The organism is Ferroplasma sp., from assembly GCF_031200575.1.
In the GTDB taxonomy this organism is placed as follows: domain Archaea; phylum Thermoplasmatota; class Thermoplasmata; order Thermoplasmatales; family Thermoplasmataceae; genus Ferroplasma.
In genome coordinates, this window is the sequence record NZ_CP133597.1 from 878,358 (window position 1) to 900,743 (window position 22,386).

Annotated in this window: 24 protein-coding genes; 12 read left to right on the forward strand and 12 right to left on the reverse strand. The window is 37.9% G+C overall.

Annotated features, from left to right (window positions below; all coding sequences use genetic code 11):
- Positions 1–138: 138 nt before the first annotated feature.
- Positions 139–1,833 (forward strand): APC family permease, encoded by a 1,695-nt coding sequence (locus RE471_RS04875; RefSeq protein ID WP_309215667.1) that lies wholly within the window; start codon positions 139–141, stop codon positions 1,831–1,833.
- A 23-nt stretch (positions 1,834–1,856) separates the two neighbouring features.
- Here RE471_RS04875 and RE471_RS04880 read toward each other — a convergent pair whose 3' ends face one another.
- Genes RE471_RS04880 through RE471_RS04895 form a run of 4 tightly spaced genes read right to left on the reverse strand, consistent with a single transcriptional unit; the run spans position 1,857 to position 4,462 of the window.
- Positions 1,857–2,921, reverse strand: coding sequence for a cobalt-precorrin-5B (C(1))-methyltransferase (locus RE471_RS04880; RefSeq protein ID WP_309215668.1), 1,065 nt, complete (start codon positions 2,919–2,921; stop codon positions 1,857–1,859).
- The gene (locus RE471_RS04885; RefSeq protein WP_309215669.1) at positions 2,911–3,510 is read right to left on the reverse strand and encodes a precorrin-8X methylmutase; all 600 of its coding nucleotides are present in this window, start codon (positions 3,508–3,510) and stop codon (positions 2,911–2,913) included. Before RE471_RS04885 ends, RE471_RS04880 begins: the two co-directional genes overlap by 11 nt.
- Positions 3,511–3,512: 2 nt before the next feature.
- Positions 3,513–4,262 carry a precorrin-6A reductase gene (gene cobK / locus RE471_RS04890; RefSeq protein WP_309215670.1) on the reverse strand — a complete coding sequence of 250 codons (750 nt, stop codon included), beginning with the start codon at positions 4,260–4,262 and terminating at the stop codon, positions 3,513–3,515.
- An 11-nt stretch (positions 4,263–4,273) separates the two neighbouring features.
- Positions 4,274–4,462 carry a hypothetical protein gene (locus tag RE471_RS04895; protein ID WP_309215671.1) on the reverse strand — a complete coding sequence of 63 codons (189 nt, stop codon included), beginning with the start codon at positions 4,460–4,462 and terminating at the stop codon, positions 4,274–4,276.
- Between the two features lie 160 nt (positions 4,463–4,622).
- Between RE471_RS04895 and RE471_RS04900 the strand changes: the two genes are divergently transcribed.
- The gene (locus RE471_RS04900; protein ID WP_309215672.1) at positions 4,623–5,372 is read left to right on the forward strand and encodes an enoyl-CoA hydratase/isomerase family protein; all 750 of its coding nucleotides are present in this window, start codon (positions 4,623–4,625) and stop codon (positions 5,370–5,372) included.
- Between the two features lie 93 nt (positions 5,373–5,465).
- Here the strand turns inward: RE471_RS04900 and sdx are convergent, their stop codons facing one another.
- Entirely contained in the window at positions 5,466–5,801 is a 336-nt protein-coding gene (sdx, locus tag RE471_RS04905; protein ID WP_309215674.1) for a sulredoxin, read from the reverse strand.
- Positions 5,802–5,939: 138 nt separating this feature from the next.
- Here sdx and RE471_RS04910 point away from each other — a divergent pair, with 138 nt between their 5' ends.
- Complete coding sequence (locus RE471_RS04910; protein WP_309215675.1) at positions 5,940–6,317, forward strand: DUF302 domain-containing protein; 378 nt, start codon at positions 5,940–5,942, stop codon at positions 6,315–6,317.
- A gap of 315 nt (positions 6,318–6,632) precedes the next feature.
- Here the strand turns inward: RE471_RS04910 and RE471_RS04915 are convergent, their stop codons facing one another.
- Complete coding sequence (locus RE471_RS04915) at positions 6,633–7,796, reverse strand: acetyl-CoA C-acetyltransferase (protein ID WP_309215676.1); 1,164 nt, start codon at positions 7,794–7,796, stop codon at positions 6,633–6,635.
- A 157-nt stretch (positions 7,797–7,953) separates the two neighbouring features.
- Here RE471_RS04915 and RE471_RS04920 point away from each other — a divergent pair, with 157 nt between their 5' ends.
- Positions 7,954–8,460 (forward strand): hypothetical protein, encoded by a 507-nt coding sequence (locus RE471_RS04920; RefSeq protein WP_309215677.1) that lies wholly within the window; start codon positions 7,954–7,956, stop codon positions 8,458–8,460.
- A 184-nt stretch (positions 8,461–8,644) separates the two neighbouring features.
- On the opposite strand, the gene RE471_RS04925 is transcribed toward RE471_RS04920, so the two are convergent.
- The gene (locus RE471_RS04925; RefSeq protein ID WP_309215678.1) at positions 8,645–8,950 is read right to left on the reverse strand and encodes an NfeD family protein; all 306 of its coding nucleotides are present in this window, start codon (positions 8,948–8,950) and stop codon (positions 8,645–8,647) included.
- Positions 8,951–9,586: 636 nt separating this feature from the next.
- On the opposite strand from RE471_RS04925, the gene RE471_RS04930 reads away from it, so the two are divergent.
- Together RE471_RS04930 and RE471_RS04935 are read left to right on the forward strand one after the other, a co-directional pair.
- Positions 9,587–10,294 carry an SDR family oxidoreductase gene (locus RE471_RS04930; RefSeq protein WP_309215679.1) on the forward strand — a complete coding sequence of 236 codons (708 nt, stop codon included), beginning with the start codon at positions 9,587–9,589 and terminating at the stop codon, positions 10,292–10,294.
- Positions 10,291–10,956 carry a uracil-DNA glycosylase gene (locus RE471_RS04935; protein ID WP_309215680.1) on the forward strand — a complete coding sequence of 222 codons (666 nt, stop codon included), beginning with the start codon at positions 10,291–10,293 and terminating at the stop codon, positions 10,954–10,956. Before RE471_RS04930 ends, RE471_RS04935 begins: the two co-directional genes overlap by 4 nt.
- 14 nt (positions 10,957–10,970) lie before the next feature.
- Here the strand turns inward: RE471_RS04935 and RE471_RS04940 are convergent, their stop codons facing one another.
- A complete protein-coding gene (locus RE471_RS04940) occupies positions 10,971–11,312 on the reverse strand; it encodes a hypothetical protein (RefSeq protein ID WP_309215681.1) in 342 nt (113 codons plus the stop codon).
- Between the two features lie 109 nt (positions 11,313–11,421).
- On the opposite strand from RE471_RS04940, the gene RE471_RS04945 reads away from it, so the two are divergent.
- Positions 11,422–12,567: an IS256 family transposase gene (locus RE471_RS04945; protein WP_309215682.1), complete on the forward strand. Its 1,146-nt coding sequence runs from the start codon at positions 11,422–11,424 to the stop codon at positions 12,565–12,567.
- A gap of 76 nt (positions 12,568–12,643) precedes the next feature.
- Here RE471_RS04945 and RE471_RS04950 read toward each other — a convergent pair whose 3' ends face one another.
- On the reverse strand, positions 12,644–13,564 hold the full coding sequence (locus RE471_RS04950) for an NAD-dependent epimerase/dehydratase family protein (RefSeq protein ID WP_309215683.1): 921 nt from the start codon (positions 13,562–13,564) through the stop codon (positions 12,644–12,646).
- A 211-nt stretch (positions 13,565–13,775) separates the two neighbouring features.
- On the opposite strand from RE471_RS04950, the gene RE471_RS04955 reads away from it, so the two are divergent.
- On the forward strand, positions 13,776–14,558 hold the full coding sequence (locus RE471_RS04955) for a hypothetical protein (RefSeq protein ID WP_309215684.1): 783 nt from the start codon (positions 13,776–13,778) through the stop codon (positions 14,556–14,558).
- Here RE471_RS04955 and ppsA read toward each other — a convergent pair.
- Entirely contained in the window at positions 14,555–16,915 is a 2,361-nt protein-coding gene (ppsA, locus tag RE471_RS04960; protein ID WP_309215685.1) for a phosphoenolpyruvate synthase, read from the reverse strand. The genes RE471_RS04955 and ppsA overlap by 4 nt on opposite strands.
- Before the next feature lie 292 nt (positions 16,916–17,207).
- On the opposite strand from ppsA, the gene RE471_RS04965 reads away from it, so the two are divergent.
- Positions 17,208–17,798 carry an alpha/beta hydrolase gene (locus tag RE471_RS04965; RefSeq protein ID WP_309215686.1) on the forward strand — a complete coding sequence of 197 codons (591 nt, stop codon included), beginning with the start codon at positions 17,208–17,210 and terminating at the stop codon, positions 17,796–17,798.
- A 24-nt stretch (positions 17,799–17,822) separates the two neighbouring features.
- Here RE471_RS04965 and RE471_RS04970 read toward each other — a convergent pair whose 3' ends face one another.
- Complete coding sequence (locus tag RE471_RS04970) at positions 17,823–18,785, reverse strand: NAD(P)/FAD-dependent oxidoreductase (RefSeq protein WP_309215687.1); 963 nt, start codon at positions 18,783–18,785, stop codon at positions 17,823–17,825.
- A 125-nt stretch (positions 18,786–18,910) separates the two neighbouring features.
- Here RE471_RS04970 and RE471_RS04975 point away from each other — a divergent pair, with 125 nt between their 5' ends.
- A complete protein-coding gene (locus tag RE471_RS04975) occupies positions 18,911–19,534 on the forward strand; it encodes a metal-dependent transcriptional regulator (RefSeq protein WP_309215688.1) in 624 nt (207 codons plus the stop codon).
- Between the two features lie 136 nt (positions 19,535–19,670).
- Here RE471_RS04975 and RE471_RS04980 read toward each other — a convergent pair whose 3' ends face one another.
- On the reverse strand, positions 19,671–20,447 hold the full coding sequence (locus RE471_RS04980) for a hypothetical protein (protein WP_309215689.1): 777 nt from the start codon (positions 20,445–20,447) through the stop codon (positions 19,671–19,673).
- A gap of 217 nt (positions 20,448–20,664) precedes the next feature.
- Here RE471_RS04980 and RE471_RS04985 point away from each other — a divergent pair, with 217 nt between their 5' ends.
- Together RE471_RS04985 and RE471_RS04990 are read left to right on the forward strand one after the other, a co-directional pair.
- A complete protein-coding gene (locus tag RE471_RS04985; protein ID WP_298276552.1) occupies positions 20,665–21,252 on the forward strand; it encodes a peroxiredoxin in 588 nt (195 codons plus the stop codon).
- Positions 21,253–21,304: 52 nt separating this feature from the next.
- Positions 21,305–22,330: a TrmB family transcriptional regulator gene (locus RE471_RS04990; protein ID WP_309215690.1), complete on the forward strand. Its 1,026-nt coding sequence runs from the start codon at positions 21,305–21,307 to the stop codon at positions 22,328–22,330.
- Positions 22,331–22,386: the final 56 nt, after the last annotated feature.

Consider the following 22,386-nt stretch of genomic DNA (forward strand, 5'->3'; position numbering starts at 1 on the left):
TTTGTTAATATGAATATTTAAATTCTTGTTTAAATTCTTGTTATACATTTTCAATGTTGGTGGTGTTAATACCGGAAATAAAGTGTAAATTCACATTTTTGAAGGGAAGTATTATATATGCTTTCCTTATCCATATTTATGGAAGATTTAGATAATAAAGTTTTGGGAAAGAGGACCAAAACTGGAATGAGACGAGGAATGAGCACCCACGAGGCAATAATGTTTGGAATAGGTGGGGCAGTGGGATCAGGTATTCTGTTTGCAGCTGCCGGTGGGACATCATACGCCGGGCCAGCAGTTATAATATCATGGATCCTTGCAGCTGTATTTATAGTTCTTGTTACACTCCCATTCGCAGAATACTCTGCAATGTTTCCAAGATCTGGAATCAGTGCCAGGGTTGCATATTATTCCTATGGTTCATACGGCGGATTTATGTCCGGATGGGGATTGCTAATATGGGCTGCAACCATACCTGCTATCGAGGCGGTGGCAGTATCAACCTATGCATCACTGTATTTCCCTTTTCTGTACAATGCGACTACCGGAGTTTTAACGGGCTATGGCATATTTTTGGCTATATTACTACTGCTGGGATTCTTCGCACTAAATATGGTTGGAATTTCAAGATTCGGGAAATTTAATAAGTTCCTGACCTGGGTAAAAATAGGGGTGGTTGTTGCGTTTATAGTAATACTCCCAATGTTTATATGGCACTGGGGTAATTTTACCTCAGGCCTTACAGGTGCAAGCAGTGCGGGAGGATTTTCAGGATTCCTTCCATCAGTGGGAGGATTATTCATAGCAATACCAGCTTCAGGTATACTATTCTCCTTCGGTGGATACAGACAGGTTGCTGATATGGCAGGAGAGGTTAAAAATCCAGGAAAGACCATGCCAAAAATTATCGGCACGGTTCTGCTGGTTCAATCCCTGCTGTATATAGGAATGGCTGTGGTGATAGTCGGTACAGTCAGCTGGGCAGGATTCGGCATACAGACCGGAGACTGGAGCTTTGTCGGGGCTCTTGGCTCTCCATTATCGTCCATAATTCATGCAAATATAGTTCCCGGTATGACAGTGGGTGAAGCAGATCTACTTGGAGGTATGGTTATAGTGTTCTTCCTGTTTGCAATATTTTCGCCAGGTGGGACCCTTGGAGTATACCTGACCGGTGCCAGCAGAATTATATTCGGGTATTCAGAGGAGGATGCACTTCCTGGAGCCTTTAGAAAAACAACCAAGCATGGTGCTCCTTACTTCGCATTAATACTGGCACTGGTGCTGGCAATTATATTCCTGTTACCGCTGCCATCATGGTATGCCCTTGTTGATTTTGTCGTGGTTGCTGCAGTGGCAAACTTTGCCGTTGCCTCCATATCCCTGCCTGTATTGAGAAGGCTTTATCCTAACGTGGAAAGGCCATTCAAAATACCATACCCAATGTTATGGAGTTTTGTGGCTTTCGAGGTCGCAACATACCTTATATACTGGTCCACATTCCCAACAACACTTTATGCACTGGGCGCAGTACTTGCAGGTTCTGTGATTTTCATATACCAGGCCAGCAGGAAGCACTTCATGGGGCTCAACCTAAAGAATTCAGCATGGATACCTGTATACATAGCCGGCATGATACTTCTATCATACCTCGGAGGATCGCCTACAGGTGGAATAAATCTCATAGCATACCCATTCGACTACGTGGTTCTTGGTATATATGCTGCAATATTCTTCTTTATAGGACTTAACAGTGCACCCAAAGAGCCACTTATGTCTGCGGAGGCATTGCTGGATCCAGCAAAGGAAGTGGACGCAGAAGCAGAGTACTGAACGACCATATATATTTTTTATAATTAATATTCATTTTTTATAATTTCTATAGAAACATCTATTTTATTTTCTGTATACCTTTTAATATTCTCTACACATCTCTTTTTTATAGCTTCCAGGAAGTTTTTATCATATCCAGTAATCTGCATTACCTGAAGAACAGTATTGGCACCACTGATTTTTGATGCCATATCGTTTCCCAATCCACTATCTATGGCAACTGATGCCAGGAAATCGAAATTTACGCTGCTGTTTGAGGAATGCAGATCCATATTATTATCAGCCAGTTTGGACATTTTTCCAGGCATGCCTGCAACAACGATTTTTTTGATTCCAGCATCCACTGCCCTTTTTAAGGAGAACCCAAGGAAATCACCTATTTCAATAAACTGCTCATCATGCAGATATGGAAATAACTTCTTAACTGCAGCATCGCTCCTTCCTCCAGTGCTAAAAACCAGAAAATTCATGCCCATTCTGGATGCCACCCGTATCCCCAGCACAATAGAAGCCTTCCAGGAGGAATCTGAAAATGGTATTACTATCCCCCTGGTTCCAAGTATGGATATCCCCCCTATAATCCCAAGCTTTGGGTTGCATGTTTTTTTTGCTACCTCTGACCCTCCAGGAGCATAAATTGTAACTTTCACGCCCTTATGAATGGCATAAGACTCCATGATTTCCCCAACAGCATTCCGCATCATCTTTAGGGGAACCGGATTTATTGCAGGATTTCCTGGCTTTATGGGCAGGCCCTCCTTTGTGACCGTTCCTATTCCCTCACCGCCTGCTATTATTATCCCGCCCTCTTCTGTGAGTTCCACCTTTGAATATATGTATAACCCTGTTGTTACATCAGGATCATCGCCTCCATCTTTTTTAACAGAGGCTATGCAGTATCCTTTTTCTATACTCTGATTTTCTATTGTAAAATTCGCGGTTTGTTTTACAGGCAGATTAATTTCCACCCTATTCACAATTTCCCCTGTAAGAAGCATAATAAGAGCGGCTTTTGTGGCAGCAGTGGCACATGCCCCAGTTGTATACCCGTACCTTAAATTTGTCCTGTCAGGATTTTCAATATACATTTTTGTACGCTTCCATTGCATTGAATATTGCTGCAGCAACTGCAGATCCACCCTTCATGCTTAGATTTGTTATAAAATTTCCATTAAATGAAAGCAGTTTTGATTTGGACTCCAGTGCTGATACGAATCCCACAGGAACACCGATTATTAATTCAGGTTTGCATGATCCTTCATGTACGGTTTCCAGAAGCGATAAGAGGGCAGTTGGGGCATCTCCAATTATATATAAAGCATCCGGGTATTCCCTGCATGCCTTTTTAATTGACAGGTAAGATCTTGATAGCCCCCTATTTTTTGCATTTTCTATTACATCATGGTCATTAATAAAACATTTCCTCCTTGCATGCCGTGGGATTCCTGCATATACCATGTTGATATCTGTTATTACCATTCCTCCATTCCTGATATATTCAAGGGAACTTTCAAAATACCTTGAGAAAACAAGGGATCTTCCAATATCGAAGTCTGCCGTAGCATGTACGGTCCTTACTATAATATCCGATTTCAATGATCTGTCAAGTCCCATTTCACTCCTGATATAAGAGAAGCTTCTAGAATAAATCTCTGAAGGACTGAGGGTACCATCCATAATTATTTTATTTCCATATCATTTAAAATCTTTTTTATTTCCGCGGTATTTTCACATACTATCTTCCAGTTGAAGTTTTTTCTGGATATAATTATGACATCTATCCCCAGGGAGAGGGCAGCATTAACTTTCGGTTCTGCATTGAATCCGCTATCCTTTGTAATTAGGGTATCTATTCTGTAATATTGCATTAATGCCTTATTGAGGTTTTCATCAAAGTTCCCCTCCATTGCAATTATATGGTCCTTTCTGACCCCGAGTTTTATAAGCAAGGCAATATTTTCAGGGTCAGGTATTATGCGCACGTAGGCATTCCTGTTATTAATAAGGCCTTTTAATTTCTCTATGTAATTAATTCCTGTGGTAATAAGGACGTTATTGCCTTTCATTGCTCTTTCTTCTGCAGACTCATAGTTTTCCGCATAGAATATCCTTTTATTCTTAATCCTAATGCCCCTGCGCTCGTACCTGATAAGTGGAATGTCGAGCTCCTGGGATACCCTTATGCATGTTTCATGAAGGGAATCAGCGTATGGATGCGACCCATCTATAAGCGCTTTAATGGAATCTTTTCTGCATATTGCTATAATGGAATTATAGTCGAGCTTTCCCATTTTGCTATTTATACCGGCCTCCCACAATTTTAAAACTCCGTCGGATGTGGTGGCAGTTGCAAGTATATCAAAGCCAGAGCCCGAAAGCTCCATTGCAAGTTTTTTCGAATCTGAGGTTCCGTCGAAAAGCATAATCATATTTACTGCCACTATTTTTTTGCCTCTCTTAATTCTTTCTGAAACTTTTCAATGTCCTTTAACCTGACCTCAAGAACAAAGGCCCCGACGTAATTGCAATCATCACATTTATATACAGGCCCTGCAATTCCACCGGCAACCCAGTTAAGCTTTAGTGAACCACATTGGGGGCATATTCTTACGTTCCTGTACTCATCCATATATGAACACATATTGAAACCGTATTTAACTATTTTCAGGCGTGATTTGGTATTATTACACTAAGCCGGCATCCTTCTTGGCTAACCCAGGGGATTTCTTGCGTAAGAGTTTAAAATATCTGGGGTGGTAAGTATTTAATCGAATTATGAATATATGTGCATGGAGTATACTGACATAAATCTGGTTGAGGAGAATGGCACAATTGTTATATATTTCAACAGGGAAAAGCAGCTTAATACAATAACAGTACATATGGTTGGCGAAATAATCCACGCAATGAAAAGTGTAAGTAATAGTTGCAGGTCAATCATAATCGGCGGAAGGAATAATTTTTCTGCAGGTGCGGACGTTGCCCAGTTTCAGAATATGGACACACGCAGTGCATATGAATTTCATATAAAACTCAATGAACTGGCGCTGTTTTTCAGGAGCTATCCGAGGCCTGTAATATCATTTCTGAATGGATATGTGCTTGGGGGTGGTCTGGAGCTATCACTTTCTACAGATATAAGAGTATGTTCTGAAAATGCTGTACTGGGCCAGCCGGAAATAAACCTTGGCATAAACGCCGGTGCGGGTGGCAATGTTATACTTCCCTCTGTTATAGGGCGCAACAGGGCCCTGTATATGATACTTACTGGGGAAAAGATAACTGCCGCCCAGGCATATGATTTTGGCCTTGTGGATCTACTTTCTGACAATTCCGAGTTAGAGGCCAGAAGGATAGCAACCCTGATAAATAGGATGCCGGAGGATACAGTATCCATTGCAAAGCGGACAGTAAATAATGTAACAAGTAAGGGCCTCGAAATGAAACTGGATTACGAAGCGGCACTCTTTGGCATACTTCAATCAGAAAAATATACAAGGGAGAGGATAGATGGGTTTATGCAGAAAAAAAGAAAGTAATAATTCATTTTTATTAAAATTATAAATATACGTTCCAGAAGAATTATTTTATATTGTTAATTTTTATAGTGTTAGCATTGAATAATCTTTAAGTTATTCCTCTATTTCTATAAAGCCTGCCTGCTCTCTGAGGTTGTAAGTTTTAAGAGTATATTTTTCCATAGGTAAATCTGGGGCAATGAAAGGGGGCTTTACCATTTTTCCTGTATCCAGCTCAAAGGATGCATTATGGCATGGGCAAACAACATGCTTTCCATCACCTGCTACATTTCCCAGTATGCATTTTAGATGGGAACATATGCCATTTATTCCGAACAACTTTCCATTTTGCTTTGTTATAAACACCACTTCACCATTTCCAAGATTTATAGATACATGGTTTCCAGAATTTTCCAGTGCTTTCATACCTAATATTTTTCTCCACGACATAACATCCAATTTCATCATTCGATTTATAACTTTTTGACAAATGGTTTCTATTAATATAAATTTCAAACCAATATGAAACTGGACAATGTGAATGATAATCCATGATAAATAATTTATATCCTGTACTTATTCATACTTATGTTTATCAAGGACAAAAGTAAATACGGGTTCCAGGACACTGTTAAAATTGTTAAGGATTTTCTGAAGAGTAGGAATTTCGAAATATTTGCAGAAATAGACCACAGAAAAAATGCCATAAACGCCGGAATGGACATGCAGAATGAAACCGTGCTTATCTTCGGTTCCCCCTCTTCAGGAACCCTTCTAATGGAAGAAAATCCCGAAATAGGCATTGAACTGCCTGCGAAATTGCTTATATATTCAACGAATAACGATGTTTACCTTCTTTACAAAAATCCTGAGGAGCTAATAGATACATATAAAATAAGAGATCAAAAGGATGTGCTGAAAAAACTCAAAGTACTTTTTGATAATATCATCAACACTGTTTCATAAACACATCATATAAAACATGTTTTATCGGGTTTAATAAAAAACGGTTTATATTTAACTTTTCCCCGGTTTAACGGATATTAATCACGTTTCATAATTTCCTGACCCACGGGGAATTCTCAGCCCGGCCCCTGATCAGATGGTCATTGCAATGTGACTCGCAATATGCTGTATCTGAAGCCCATTGAAGGCCAGGTAGCTTATAGTCTTACGTCGTCATATATATTCATGAATCGTATATACTATTAATAAGACGTATGATAATTAATGCATTGCTTTTAAATCTTTCATTAATGCCGCAAATGAATTTGTAAAAATTTATACAAGCTCCAGTGTCAGCGTGTGTCCACCCCCTCCACCGTGGCATATTGTGGCAAGTCCAGTTTTCATTTTCCTGCTCTGGAGTGCATTGATCAGTGTTACTATTATCCTTGAACCACTGTTGCCCAGTGGATGGCCGATGGCTATTGCACCACCATTTACATTAAACCTATCATTTTCTACGCCGAGCTGATCCCTGACTATCAGTGATGCAACCGAAAATGCCTCATTATGTTCTACCAGGTCATAATAGTCTATTTTTTTATGCTGTTTTTCAAGCAATTTTTTTGTTGCTGGTATTGGAGCCTCAACAAAGTCCCTGGTATCAAGAGATGCAGAACTGAAACCGGTAATTTTGGCAATAGGTTTTAAACCATACTCCTTTAATCCTTTTTCAGATGAAAGCAGAAGTGCGGATGCACCATCCGATAACTGTGATGAATTGCCTGCGGTCAGTATCCCGTTACGGTCAAATGCCGAATTAAGTTTTGCCAGGTCTTCCATGGATGTTTTTCTCATACCCTCATCCTTTTCCAGATTTTCCAGTTTCACAATTTCCTTTGCAAATTCTCCGGATTCTGTTGCTCTGATGGCCCTGTTCTGGCTTTCTACAGAGAATTCATCAGCCCGTTCCCTTGTTAGCCCATATTTCCTGGCTGAATGTTCTGCTGACACTCCCATATGCTCACCATACATAGCATCAACCAGTCCATCGTTCAGCATCGAATCCTCAATTTTTAGATTTTTATAGAGCAACTGCTTCGGCCCCCACCTGAATTCAGCAGGCAGTATTAATGGCGAATTGCTCATATTCTCAAATCCACCTGAAATAATTATATCATGTTCCCCAAGCATAATCTCTCTGGCTGCATTTTCTGTTGCAAGCATGCCAGAGGCACACACAACATTGACTGTGTTCTTTGTTACCTCTGGTTTTAGCCCTGCATGGAATGCTGCCTGTCCGGCCGGATTCTGACCAACATTAGCCTGGATGACATTTCCCATTATCACCTCCTCGATGAGGTTACTGTCAATTCCGGAATCCCTAATAACCGCCTTAATTGCAGCCGCACCCAGCTCGGTAGCTTTTACTTTTGAAAGTGATTTCCCGAATTTCCCTATGGGTGTACGTTTTGCTGAAACGATATATACATCTTCCATGTGTTCAGTATATTCTATATCTTTATGTATTTTATTATCGACAATAACCGTCAACCGCATATTATGTAATACTATCTACGTAACCATAAATTTCAAATCCGGTATATTCACTATATGGGATAGATAAATTTAATAATGACAGAATTATCTTAACTGGATGTCAGATCAAAATAATGGAGATTTCGAGAATGGAACAGAACCACAGGCAGATCATGAAACACCGCCAGAACAGAATACTGTTCCACGAAAAGAGCCTAAAAATAAATCTAATATTAAACTTTATATAGAAATAGTCATAATATTGATAGGTATCGTACTTATAGCAGTTGCCTCAATACAGGTTAAGAGTATAGGGCATGTTAAGTGGAATGGGTTTTCAGAAATTGCCTTTCCTCTAAGCATCATATTCATAGTTTCTCCGGCCGTTCTGTACTTCAAAAAATTAAGGGCAATGAAACCTGCTATTGCAGTGATCATTATCATGCTGGTTGGGATTCTCATCATGTACATCCTTCTTGTACCATATAAGATGTTTACAGTTCATTTTGGATTGCTCGGGGATGTGATAGTAGAATATCTTATAGGTGTATTTCTCCTGATTTTCATGGTGTCCCATATGACAAAGGTGCATCTGATTAAAAATAATAAGTTAGGAAACCGATAATAAATATTTTTTTGCTTCATTTATAATTAATTCTCTATATTTTTCTAATTGTTATCAAATAATAATTTTCATCATTTCTTTCTATCCTTATACTGGTTTTCCAATTAATGCTAAGAATTTCATATAAGTGGCCCTTTATATTTAACCTAAAATCGAAAAATTCTGTATTAATGGGGAAAGTTACTTATTTAATTTTTGAGATGTATAATGTAAGGTCTCTGATTGACTTAACATATGCAATTTCCCCCTTTGCAAATGTTTCCTGGGGGTCATCAGGTACAGCTTTCCACAGCTGTGAGTCAACTGAAATCTCATAGGAATTATTTTTCAGTATACTCTTAATTTCCCCAGTTTTTCCGATCAACGAATCCTTGCCAGTTGCCGGTTTCCTTCTGAATGGATGCCTGAGCCAGAATCTTGAAAACCATGCTCCGATAAAGAATGCTACTATTGTATCAATTATGTATCCTATTATTACTATTTGGCTCATAGAAATTCAATGCAATCTTCATATATTAAATTTCATATTAAATTTTTATAACCATATTATAACGTTCTACTGGAGCCATTATAGAGAAATAAATTTATATTTCAGCTATATTTATTCTCATGGATAAGTACCCGTTAAATAAATATTACAGTGTCGATAATGTCCTGTTACCAGGTGAGAGTGTCCTGGCACAGTATACATTAATTTATTTGACTAATAGAAGAATAATTTTTTCCAGGTTATTCCATAAATATTATGAATCATTTAATTACAGTGATATTAGAAGTATCCATGAAGGCGTTTCACGAATTGTATATATTTATTTTTTAGTGGGAATAGCATATATATCTTTCTCTCTATTTTTTATGTTCTATCTGAACGATTTCTATTCCATTACTTTAATATTTTTTTTGGCGTTTGGTATATATTTTATTGCTTCTACAATTGTTATCAGGTCTCAAAAACTAATTATTATAAAACATGGAAATAGAATTCTAAGACTAAAAGCCCCAGATAGGTATAATACAATTCAAATGCTTAACCGCCTGAGAAGCCAGGTTAGTAATTGAATGGTAAACTTTTAGTTGTTCTGTATTTTAATGGAAATCTATTTTAAACCGTGCCACATTTGATATTATGTCAGGAAAGAACATTCTTTTAGCCGGTACAGGGGAGCTAGGCAAGGCACTTGCCTATGAACTTCTTTTAAATGGAAACCGGGTCATAATTAACTCCCGCAACAATAAAAAACTGGAGCAAATTGTTTCAGAATACTCAGTTTATGGAAAAATAAATTATATAGCAAAGGAATTAAATGACGAAAAGAGCTGTGAAGAATTAATAGTGAATTCACTTAAAACATTAAAGTCAATAGATTCCCTCGTAGTAATGGTTGGTGGATTTGTGGAAGATAGCGTAGAAAACCTCGATGGACTGGATACAATGATTTTGAATCATTTAAAAATCCCCATGTATCTGGCAAAGCATGCAATAAAACATATGAATTATGGTTCTTCAATTATATTTGTAAGTAATTCAGCAAGTTCTGTAAAGAATAAGCCAAACCTGCTTTCATATTCCATATCGAAATACGCCCTGGAAAAGGCCGCCAGGATAATCGCCCTTGAACTTCAGGGGAAGGGGATCAGGGTAAATGTTGTTGCCCCTGAATATATTATTCAGAATTTTCAAATTGGCAGGGATTATACAAAAATGAGAAAATACGGAGATGTTGAAACGCCTCCTGAGGACATTTCCAACGTTATTACTTTCTTAATTGACGGAAAATCTTCATGGATCAATGGAGCCGTAATACCTGTGGATGGGGGCCATAGCCTGAAATGAATTACGATGAATTGAATAAATGCATAGTCAATTGCAGAAAATGCAAGAGACTCGTTGATTACAGAAATACCCGGGAGATCCCGGCCAGGTATTCTGGAGAAGAATACTGGAATAAACCGATAACAGGGTATGGTGATATAAATGGTAAAATACTGGTAATAGGTTTGGCCCCAGCTTTCAATGGGGGCAACAGAACAGGAAGAATTTTCACCGGAGATCATAGTTCAGACTTTCTTATATCTTCGCTTTATGAGGTGGGACTGACCAGTATACCAACCTCTGAAAACAGGAATGATGGCCTAAAATACAATGATATGTACATTACCTTAGCATTGAAATGTGCCCCACCTGATAATAAACCATTAAATGTTGAACTTAATAACTGCAGCAGTTACATGCATCAGGAAATAGATCAGATGAAAAACGTAAGGGCAATTATATGCCTGGGAAAAATTGCTTTCGATGCCGTCATTAAATATTATAAAAGTAGAGGGACTAATACAAAAAACATCAAATTCGGGCATGGAGTATATTATGATATTTCAGGGATTCGATTATATGGGTGCTACCATCCCAGTCCACGGAACGTCAATACAGGACTGCTGAAAAAGGATGATTTTATATCGCTCTTCAGATCAGTTAGAGAATATGCGGAGTCCTAATATCCTTAATAAACCTATTCCTTTTTATGATAAATCCATCTATCGTCTTCCAGATGCAGGTAGCCACCATTTCTTAGATATACCCTGATTATCTTCCTTGATCCTGTATTTATCTCTTCATAGTTATGTCTGCAAATCCTGCTTCTCTTTATGATTTTTCTTACACATTCCATTCTGGCTCCACATTTATTCAGTCCCTTTTTTAAATTGGTTATATTATCTTTTTCGTTTTTTAATTTTTGCTTTTCTTTTGTTATATATCCTGGTTCAAATCTTTCCCGGGATGAATGCTTTCTCCTACGGACAAATGTGGCCCTTTTGGGTATATACATTCCTTTTCTAGGCGATACTGCCATATTTTTATCAATTGAAAAATAATATTAAAACCTATGTTTAATAGATAATGTAATTATCTTGCTGTAAATTTAAAATGACTCTTTGCAATATCATAATGAGGTAAACAAAATGACAAATGCAAAGAGTCAATTAATAAGTATACAGGAATTAATAAAGCTTTTCATAAATGATAGAAAAGAGGGAAAGAAGGAATTGATTACATGGTTTTTAAACAATGTAATGGATCAGGAGGCCATTGAACAGCTGAATGCTGATAAATATGAAAGGAACAATAAAAGGACAGGATACAGGAATGGAACCAAGAAGAGGAAATTAAAGACTGTGGATGGTGAGCTGATCCTGGATAAGCCTGATATAAGGTCAGGTTCATTCACAACCACTGTATTTGACAAGTATTCAACTGTAGAAAAGGCTTTAGACTCTGTAATAGTTGAGTCATATATTAACGGGGTATCAACCAGGTCAGTAAACAATATAATAAATAATCTAGGAGTAAATGTATCTCCTGAGTATGTATCATCCTTGAATAAGGACCTTGATGCCAAGGTTAAAGAGTTCTTAGAAACAAGGATAGAGGAACAGATAAGATACCTGTACATAGATGCAACATACTTTAAAGTCAGGGAAAATAGTAAATACAGGTCAATGGCATTATACACATCAATAGGTGTAAACAGCAATGGAATAAGGCAGCTCCTATCAATGGACATATACAATTCAGAGGATGAGATGGACTGGAATAACTTCTTCTTCAAGCTTCAGGAAAGGGGATTAACAGGAGTACAATTGGTAATATCAGATGGCCATGCAGGAATAAGGAAGGCAGTAACAGAATCATTCCCCGGTTCACTGTGGCAGTACTGCCATTTCCATTTCCTTAAGAATTTAAGAAAGACCATGGGAAAGGAACAGTGGAAGGATATATCAAAGATAGTGTCAGAGGCTCTAATGGATGAATCACTGTTCAAGATAGCAATAGACAGGATGGAGGAAATGAAGCTTGACAAGTCCATTGACATGTTCTATAAATGGTATGATTCATTATATTCATACATATCATTCCCTGGAGAACATAGCAGGAAGCTGCATACTAACAATGTGACAGAGAGATTCAATAAGGAGTTGAAGAGAAGGACAAGGAAGATAGGTGCATTTCCCAATAGTGATTCATTGATGAGATTGGTTGTTTCAATAGCAATGAACATCAATGAAGAATGGCTGTTAAGGAAATACATAAATATGGAGGTAGATTAAGGATAATGGTAAAGGGTCATTTGAATTTACAGTAACCATATTACATTATCGTTTAATACGAGTTTTCTATAAAATTTCAGTAATTATAATACTTTATCAATTTATCAATTCCCTCGTCCAGGGATATCCTTGCCTTGAAGCCTATCTTCTCCTCAGTCTTCCTTATGTCTGCCTTTGTGTAGTAGACATATGTATCCTTCATGGGGTTCTCAATGTATTCAGGCTTTATATCCTTGTTAAGGTGCCTATTGAGTATCTTTACCAGTTCATTCAGTGTGTAGTTCTTTCCTGTCCCAACGTTGTAAACATTGAACTTCCTGTTGTTCTCTGCTGCAAGGATTAGTGCATTGACTAAATCCTCTATGAAGACAAAGTCCCTCTTCTGCTCTCCATCACCGTAGAGGACAGGGCTAATATTGTCATGCATTGCCCAGAGGAACTGGGATACCAAGTTTGCATATATTTTCTTTGACCTCTCATTGTATCCATACACAGAGAAGAACCTCATTCCTGATACGCTCATGTCATAGAGGTTGCAGTAAAGGTTTGCTATCCTCTCCATTGCTATCCTTGCCTCTGTGTAGTAATCTGATACTTTAGGTATAACATCCTCCTTCTGCTCCTCTATCCCATTGTATATGGATGATGTTGATGCGTATACTATGGGTATTCTCTTAGGCTTTGCATACTCCAGCACTGTTATCAAGTCATCTATGGCATTTGCCATTAGATGTGGATTGTTTTTGTACATTGGTGATGATGAGTATATTCCAATATGGAAGATATAGTCAGGATTTATCTCATAGTCATTTATGTTCTTTACCCTGTCCTTTATGAATTCCACCTTCCCTATTGAATTATCTAAATTATGAATTGACCCTGTCTGTAGGTCATCAAGAGCATATACATGGTTTTCCCTTGCTAATGTGTTTACTAAATTGGATCCAATGAATCCTGCACCTCCTGTGACTAAAATTTCCTTATTCTTAATTGACATGGAGGGTAATCCAATGTTTGTATAAATAAGTTTATTAAGATTGATACTGGTCTTTACCTTTACCGCTATAACTGGCTGAAAAGAACCATTAATTTGTTGGAAATAATGATAGAGCCATATGGAATAAATAATACACTCATCTGGAGTTTGAAAGTCTGCTGAACTGTTTATACAATACTCAATCTTTAAGTTTAATTTGCAATCACATTATATGGATGTTCGTACAGTAGAGGATTCATCTGAGATAACGGATTTTATGGATGTTATTAAATCTGCATGGAGATCAGACAGTGCATTATCTGGATTTAAAGATACAATACATTCCATGGCATTCCACGGTGGTTTTGTTTTAGGGGCATACGATGATGGGAGACTTATAGGCATGAGCTTTTCGTATCCAGGTTACAGGCATGGGGAGGTATATCTTTATTCCCATATGACCGGGGTTCTTGATCAGAAAAAGTACTCCGGAGCTGGCTATATGATGAAAATGAAGCAAAAAGAGCTTGCCATTAAATACGGATATAAAATGATAGCATGGACATTCGATCCGGTTATGAGCCTGAACGGTTATTTTAATATAGGAAAGCTTGGTGCAGTAGCAAGAAATTATCTTGATAATTTTTATGGTTCCATGAAAGATGGCATCAACGCTGGATTACCCACTGATAGGCTGGTGGCAGAATGGCATATGGGCGAAAATTATGATGTATCGTATAAAAATGTCCAGTTTATTAACCATGTCCATGAATATAGCATGGAATTTCTGGATATTCCTCTTGGTGAAACAGTAGGTGTGAGAATGATACGGAATTTCCTGGACTTCAAGTTATCCAACATTGAAGATGCAATCAGGGTAAAACTTCTTTTACGGGAAAAATTCCACATGCTTTTTTCAAAAGATTACACAATTGTAAATTTTGATAGGGAGAACAATGCATATATATTTAAGAGAAATTTTAAATTAAATAGAGATAATATTTTTTCTGATTAGGGTAGATCCCAATCAGGGTCTGTCTGCACCTTTCCCAATGCAGCTTCCAGCTGTATTCTCTTTTCTACAGATGCAACCATCTTTCTTACATGGACAACTGCATCGGGATTAACAGAAATATCATCTATACCAGATCTCACAAGGAAATCAACTATTTCATCGTACTGTGAAGGCGCCTGGCCACATATTGATACTATTTTTCCATCCCTGTGTGCAATTTTTATTAGATACCGGATCGCCCTTTTCACTGCAAGGTCACGTTCGTCGAACATGGAGCTCATTTTTCCGTTGTTTCTGTCAGATCCAAGAAGAAGCATTGTAAGGTCATTTGAACCTATTGAATATCCGTCCACATACTGGTTAAATTTATCCGCGAGAACAATATTGCTTGGTATTTCTGACATTAGAAACAGCTTGAAATCCTTGGTTCTTTCCAGGCCATTATCCTCCATTATTTTTACTACCTTCTTTAATTCCTCCACGGTTCTGGTAAAAGGTATCATTACCCATAGATTCTTTAGAAGGTATTCATCCCTGGCCTTCTTGATGGCCTTCAATTCCAGTTTAAAGGCCTCCCTGTACCTTTCGTCATAATACCTTGAGGCACCCCTCCATCCCAGGAGAGGATTATCCTCCTCTGGCTCGAATTCCGACCCACCCTTCAGGCTTTTATATTCATCTGACTTGAAATCTGAGAAACGAAGGACCACTGGCCTTGGTGCAAAGTCCCTGCATACTCTTGCCAGTTCAGAGGACAGCTTATCAACGAAATAGTCACCCCTTCCACTCTTGATAAGTGAAAGTGGATGCTCTCCTATTTCAGCCCATATGAATTCCTCCCTCATAAGGCCTATTCCATCGGATGGCAACTTCGATACCCTCTCTGATAGCTGTGGTTCACCCATATTAACCAGAACCTTTGTGCCGGTTATTATATCGCTTTCATAGGAAACAGGTGCAGTTGTCTCAGCAGGTGCACTGAATTCCGTAATTCCACCCAGATATACAAGACCATTCTTGGCATCCACAGTGATTGTCTCTCCATCCCTTAGGCTCTCTGTTGCCTTCTGACCGAATGAGGATGTTCCCACTATACAGGGAACCCCAAGTTCCCTGGAAATTATAGCGGCATGGCAAGTTAACCCTCCCTCATCTGTTATAATCGCACGGGCCTTTCCCATTATCGGTACCCAGTCAGGAGCCGTCATCTTTGTAACAAGTATGTCTCCCTCCCTGAATTTCTCCATCTCGTCCACATTCAGAAGTACCCTGGCAGTACCTGATATTTTCCCTGGCGATGCCGGCAACCCCTTTAAAATTACATCATTCTCATCTGCTTCCTTTTCCTGTTCCATCTTTTTTTCACCGTTATTATTTTTCCACACAGTCTCAAATCTTGCCTGCAAAACATATATTTTATGGTCAAAAGAATCTCTGGCCCATTCTATGTCCATGCTATTTCCATAGTGTTTCTCAAGCTGTATTCCATAATTAGCCAGTTCCATTATTTCACTGTCTGAAATGGACTGCCTTTCTGCCATTTCCGAATCAACTATCAGTTCCTCTGTACCTCCTGTTTCAAGGCATTTAAGCATTTTGCTCTTGTTTGTTATAATTCTCTCTTCTATTTTCATTGTGTTTTTGTCCACGTAGAATGTATCAGGCGTAACAACACCACCCACAATATATTCCCCAAGGCCATAGCTGGATTCAATAATTATTCTGGAACTGTCCCCGTTTGAAACATCCACGGTAAACATCACACCGGAGACCTCAGAAAATAACTGTTTCTGAACTGCAACGGCAAGTGCAACGTTGAAATGGTCGAAATGTTTCTTTTCCCTGTAATATATGGCCCTGGGAGAGAAGAGACTGGCAAAACATTCCTTTATATTCTGAACCACATCGTCCTCTCCATGTATGTTGAGATATGTATCCTGTTCCCCGGCGAAGCTTGCATCAGGGAGATCCTCAGATGTTGCCGAAGACCTGACAGCGACATAAATATTTTTTTCTTTTTCTATGAGCTTCCTGTAGTATTCCCTTATTTCCTGCCCCAGGGTGTGATTAAAATGTGAACTGAGGAATAGCTCCCTGATTTTTTCACTTGCGTCCTTAAGCTTTTTTGAGTTATCAATGTCCGTGCCTTTTATTATACTAAGAATTTTTTCGTCCAGGTTATTTTCTTTTATGAATTCTCTGTATGCAAGGCTGGTGGTGGAAAATCCGTTTGGAACCGGGACCGATTTCAATTTTACCATCTCACCCAGATTGGCTGACTTGCCTCCAACTATTGGCACATCTTCTTTTGAAATTTCACTAAACCACAGTATTCTCGCACTGGTTCTATCTGTCATCAAGTAAAAATTCGTTTTTGATATTTAACTACTACCTATAATGATAACAATTTTTCGGCAATTCACGTGTATAATATATAGTAAAAGTTTCATAAAGTTAAATTGAAAAAACATAAAATGAACATAATATGTATCATGAGCCAATATTTTTAACTGTTTCAAGCATATTATGAATAAGATTATTATAAGCGACATTAAAACAATATATTTAAATATATAAATTGACTTACCTACAACATTTTAAACTTTTTCTAATGCACAAATTTTAACTAATAGGGAAACATAATCAATTATGTTGGAAGACAAATTCATTACAGTGCAGGATTCAAAAATACACTATATAGAGGACGGAAATGGAACACCAATTATTTTTTGCCATGGCGCAAGATTCAATGCCAGAACCTATGAAGAAACAGGAACAATACAGACGGCAGTGGATGCCGGTTATCATGCAATTTCTGTAGATTTTCCGGGCTATGGAAAATCAGAAAATCTTTCTACCGACCTTTTTACATTCATATCGGAGTTTATGGGGGCCATGAAACTTGAACAGGCCGTCGTTCTCGGCGCATCCATGGGCGGGGAGGCTGCGGTTGGATTTGCAACAAAATATCCAGAAAAGACCCGGGCCCTTATACTTGTTGGGGCTGTGGGAGTAACAGACATGGAATCTGGCCTCAGTATGATTGCAGATAAGCCCACCCTCCTAATCTGGGGTAAAAATGATGCCATATCAGCTCCTTCAAATTATGAAATCATAATGCGTTATAATACGGCTGCAGAATTCTCTAACATAGGAAGGCAGCACGCCTGCTATCTCGACGACCCTAAGGGATTCAATGACAGAATAAAAGCCTTTCTTGAGGAAATAAAAGGTAAATAGATTATATACTTTATATCCAGATTTTTAAATGAAATGCCTTATAAATGAAAGTATCTCCAGCCGGATCCCAAACTCGTTTACAGTTTTTTTAACATATTTTATGGCGGCTATATTGCTGAGGTTTAATATCCTTCCTGCCTGTATATTTGACACCAGCCTGGAAAGCCTGTAATAATAACCAAATTCATCCATAATACGATGCCTGTATGCATTTCCTGCATCTTCAATGCCATACTTTTTTATACATTCATACAGTATTTCAGCACTTCTCAATGATGGAACAATCCCCTCCCCAGTGATCGGTGAAACCGTTCCTATGGCCTCTCCCACTCCTATAACATTTCCATTTTGAATGTAACTGAATTGCGGGGACATTCTAATATTTCTGGAGGTTATTCTTACAGGTATGTATTTTCTAACCGTATCCAGGTCAGCCTTAGAGAGCGACCCGGCACCTATATGGTATCTGTTTCCAAGAGGAAAACTCCAGAAGTACCCCCTACCACCTTCGAAAAAATAAAAATAAAAATCCCTGTGATCAGAGCTATCTGTTAAATATTCCAGAGTAAAATACTGTGAGTCTCCCGGGGATTTGCCAAGATAGGATCTAGAAATGCCTGTTGCATCGATAATTAATCCTCCCTTATTTCTATTGATTTTTGATATTTCAATACTATTTCTGCCATCCTCTTCCAGTTTATTTTTATCAAATGTACAGAGCCCGGACGGGTCAAGTATCCTGTCATCAAACTTATTCCCTGCAAATGTTATTTGATTTGCACGTGAAAATACGTATTTTTCGAAGTCAATATTTATCAGTGACATATACTTCTGCATTATGTTTTCGTTTGTTGCGTATCCGCAGGGTATGTAGAATTTTTCCTTCTTTATATCAAATCCGGTAACATCAAATCCATCGTTTTTTAAACGCCAGTACAGGTATAATCCTGAAATGCCCAATCCGGCTATTCTTATCCTTTCTTCCACACCCTGATATTTGTGTTTGTATAAAGATTTTTATTATGCTTATGCATACAAAGGAAACTATACATAAAATTTTTATAGAATTTTATTAACGAAAAGATTTAATTAGGTATACCTAATTATGTTTTATGAATTTCAAGAACAATGAAGAGGATTATGTTAAAACAATCTTTTCTTTATCAGAGGCATTCGAGGTGGCCAACGAAAATCAGATAAGCCGGGATTTAAATGTGTCAATGGCCACAGTTTCAGAATACCTTAATAAACTTGAAAGAAAGAAAATTATCAGAAGGGATGGCAGGAATATAACCCTTACACGGGAAGGCTATGCCATGGCCATACCAGTGATTAAAAAACACAGGATATCAGAGGTATTCGCTGTCAAAATGCTGGAAGTTCCCTGGGAATATTCGCACTCTGCTGTAATGGATATTGAACATACCATTGAGGATAGATACTTTGACAATTTTATTAAAAACCTCGGCAATCCTTTAAAATGCCCCCATGGAAACTCCATATACAATATGACCAAAATAGATGACATAAAAGCACTTCTTGCAGGTGATGGAAAATACAGGATAAGCCGTATTGTTTATGAGGACACATCAATGCTAAAAAAAATGGCAGATCTGGGGATGTATCCTGACACAATTGTGGAGATCATACAGGGAGATTTAGTTACTCTCTCAAATAACAACGGGGAGCTGAAACTATCACCTGTAATGTCCAGAACTATAATGTTAGTTAAATAAGGTGGCATACCTTCTCTATGTTTTAAATGGAATAAAAGCACTGTAACATTGGATATAGAGTATAACCTGAATCAATATCCTGTTTGTTTGGTTTGTTAGTTATAACAATTTTTATTTCTCATTTAATAGGATAGAATTATTTCTTGGCGGTCTTAACTGACCTCTTGGTTGATATAGATCGCTTCCTGACCGTCATATTATTCTCCAGAAGGAAACGGTATTTCTCAAGTAAGGATTTAAAATTATCATTGGCTGAATTCAGGAGCTGTATAGTATCATCAAGTGTCCTTTCCTTAATTTCATGCATCTGAAGCTTCTGTTCAAGCCCATAATTCTTCGTCTTTAATTCCTCTATGAACCCGTTTCTGCCTGCCAGTGTGTTTTCAAGGTCTTTTATTGCTGATTCCTGTTTTTTTGACATGGATGTAAGATCTGAATTAACCTTTTCAACTTCCTGAATCTTGGCCTGCATGTCAAGCACAGATTTATTTTTCTCATCCAGTTCCTGTTTGAGCTTCATTATAGCATTCTGATTCGATTCTGTAATATTTTCAAGGTCATCCCTGAGCTGGCCGTTTTCCTGCTCCAGTTTTTCTATGGTAGAGGCATTTTCAGTGATAATATTCCTATTTTTTTCCAGTTCTGCATTTCTATCCTCCAGTTCAAGCTGCATATTCTGCATCTGTTTTTTAGAAGATTCCAGGGCCTCATTGGTGTTTAGAAGCGATTGTTTTAGCGATTCATTTTCCTTTTGAAGTTCTGCCTTCTCCCTATCAGCATCATCAATTCTGCCCTCAAGTTCATTAATGTGGGATTTTAATTTTTCATTATCTGCCTCCAGATTCTCCATATCGGAGTGCATTTTCTGTATCTGATCCTGAAATTCTTCCAGCTGTTTTTTAGCGCTTGCCATACTGGAATATATATTAAAGTGTATATAATTCTTTGTATATGAATTTAAAAATTAGCCCGGTAAATATTATGATAACAAGCTACAAAATCTTAATAAATAAATTATAAGAATACAGAGCATAAATTTCTATATTGATTGATTTGATTACATTTCAAATAAAATTCACAGGTTAATCAGTTAAATTAATATAAGATATAATTATTTATTATAGATAACTATGTTACAGATAGGAGAATTAGCACCGGATTTTGAAACAGACACATATTTTCCAGAAAAGAAGGAGATAAAGACTATTAAATTATCAGATTACAGAGGTAAATGGGTAATTCTTACATTCTACCCGGGGGACTTTACCTTTGTCTGCGCCACCGATATAGAGGCGCTCATGGGTTCATACGACAAGTTTTTGAAAGAAGGTGCCCAGGTATTCGGCATCAGTGAGGATTCAGTGTTCTCACACAAGGCGTGGTGTGACACATCTCCAAGGGTAAGCAAGAGCAAAATTCCTCTGATAGACGATTATACAAAGGAAATAGCAAAGAATTACGGGTTCCTTGACACAAAGGGATATCAGGCACAGAGAGGCCTCGTAATAATTGATCCCGAGGGGAAAATACAGTACGAAGCCATGTTCAATGATGGTCTGGGAAAGGATGTCAGGCATATCTATGGTGCATTTATGGGACTGAAAACCTTGCATGATGCTCCAGAAGAAGCAGGCCATATGTGTGCCATACCTGCTGACTGGACACCGGGAGAATCACCACTGGATATAAATATAGTAAGAGACATAGGAAAACTTTAATTTTTTTATTAATCAATATAAATATTTATTTATATCTTTACAATAAACCTATATGACCGGTGAAGAACTATTTGAAAAATTATCAAAGTTTGGATTATCACCCTACGAAATTAAAGTTTATAAAACATTGTTGTTGAACGGACCTCAAACGTCTACATCCATTGTGTCTACTGCTGGAGTTCCACAGCCCAGAGTTTATGATCTTTTCAACAATTTGCTCACAAAAGGGCTAATAGAAATTAGTCCAGGGAAGAAAAAGATATACCGTGCAGTGCCTGTTGATGTGGCCCTGACAAGGATAATAGGAGAGATGACATCATACAGGGATGAACTCTCAGAGTTTATCAAAAGTTCTGAACCAGAAACAACCAAATACAATCCTTACCTGTGGTATATGGACAATATTAACCTAATAAGAGAGCAAATGAAAAATATGGTTATGAATGCCCAATCAGAAATTATAGTGTCATTGCGCCTTCCGCTTCTACGGTACCTGGATAAATATCTTCTTGAGGCAGCTGATCGTGGGCTCTCTGTAATTATAACAGTATTTCCAGATTCTGACAGATATGATATTAGCCAGCTGGTCACAAAGGCAGTGATAAAGAGGAGGCCTGGCATTTCACCGGAGATTATGATAATGGACAGGGATGAGGCAATAGTATACGTTGATAATATAAGCACGAAAACCAAATATGCCATAGATTTCCAGGAACAGGAAATGATTCATATCATAAATTATTATTACTATAATGTGGTCTGGAAACCTTCCATATACATTTCTAAATTTCAGATTAAGGACTCATGGGACTTTAAGACCTCATGGATATCATGCGAGGCTATCAATGTGTTCATGAATAATGGATACCGCCTCACCGGGCATGTTATAGGAGACACACAGAATGGCGAGGTAGATATAAGCGGTAACATAAAGGGGACTGATGTCATTCCCGGATACAAAAACTCCTATCTTATAGAGACAGATGAAAGGGTTTTTACAGTTGGGGGAAGGCTTACCCGTATAGAGGATATAAGAATGGACCTGCTCGAGCTTCATGCAGAAAAAATCCAGCAGTAAAAATAGAAATTTATCCCATCCATTCAAATAATAAAATTCAAATATTTTAAATTGGA